The 1,207-nt window shown below is 68.5% G+C and carries 1 protein-coding gene; it reads right to left on the bottom strand.

Annotated elements, in window-relative coordinates:
• Positions 1 to 1,193 (bottom strand): diguanylate cyclase (locus ACZLZY_RS24850; protein ID WP_472936638.1); only part of this gene is annotated, 1,193 nt, incomplete at its 3' end.
• Positions 1,194 to 1,207: the final 14 nt, after the last annotated feature.

The raw sequence follows: 1,207 nt of genomic DNA, 5'->3' as shown, positions 1-1,207 counted from the left end.
GCAACGACTACGCGGTTTCGCCCGCCGCGCTTGGCCTCGTACAGCGCGGCATCGGCGCGTTCGACGGCAGAGGAAATGGTGCCGTCGTTGGCCGCCACCTCGGCGACGCCGATGCTGACCGTCACCCTCGGCGTGCCCGTCGGGTTGTCGGCCTCGATGGCCGAGCGCAGCTTCTCGGCGACGACAAGGGCCGCGGCACCATCCGCCTCCGGGACGATGAGCGCGAATTCCTCGCCGCCGATGCGGCCGAGGATGTCGGTGCGCCGCAGGGTCGCCGAGGCGACGTGCGCAAAGTGCCGCAACACCGCGTCGCCGACGGCGTGGCCGTGGGTATCGTTCACCGACTTGAAGTGGTCGAGGTCAAGGACGACAACGGAGATCGGCTTCTGAGTGCGCCGGGAAAGGCCGAGCTCGCGATCCGCCGCCTCGAAGAAGGACCTGCGGTTCCAAAGACCCGTCAGGTAGTCACGGCTGGCGAGCTCCGTCAGCTTGGAGGCGTGGCGGCGGATGCGCTCGACGAGCGGGCGAAAAATGAACAGCGCCTCCAGCACCAGCGTCATGAGAAGGATGCCGAGGACGATGGCCTGCACAGTGCGCAGCCAAGATAGGCGCTCGGTCGCCTCCCGCTCGAATATCGTCACGGCGCCGTTCAGCTCTGGAAGGAGCGTGGTACGCGCGCTGGTTTGCAGCATCGCATAAGCGTCGTCCGATGCAACGCCGGCTGGGTCTTCGACGATCAGGCGGGCCGCGGCGAGATAGGCCGGGACGATAGCGTCCAACGCGTCCGCGCCGCGCTCGAAATAGGCGCGTGCGTCGGGCGAGAGGGCGTTCGAGATGCCGAGGTCGTCGCCTCGCCCGATCGCGTCGTGCGAGCGCTGCATCAGCGCTGCGGCTTCGAGAAGAGGCGCGCGAGCCGTCTCGTCCCCGGCGCGCAGGTCCGAGGCGAGGAGGGCGATGCGCTGCGATAGCATGCGCTGCCGGCCGGCGACGTTGATCAGCGTTGCCGAATCGCGCTGCTGGGCGATGACGCTGTCGAGAAGGAAATGCACCGAGACCGACAGGAGCGCGATGAAGGCTAGAGCGAGGCTGTAGGTGAGCGTCGCGCCGCGCGTCAGCCGGGCGTTCGGGTCGGCCGCTGCCGGGACGGTAAGGGTCGCTGCGCCGTCGGCCGGCGAGAGGATCGTTGCGCTCATAGCGGAGGCTCCTT

It is taken from the genome of Mesocryomonas lacus, from assembly GCF_055730135.2.
The sequence above is the reverse complement of the archived record's forward strand: the minus strand, read 5'-3'. Positions and strand labels throughout refer to the sequence as shown.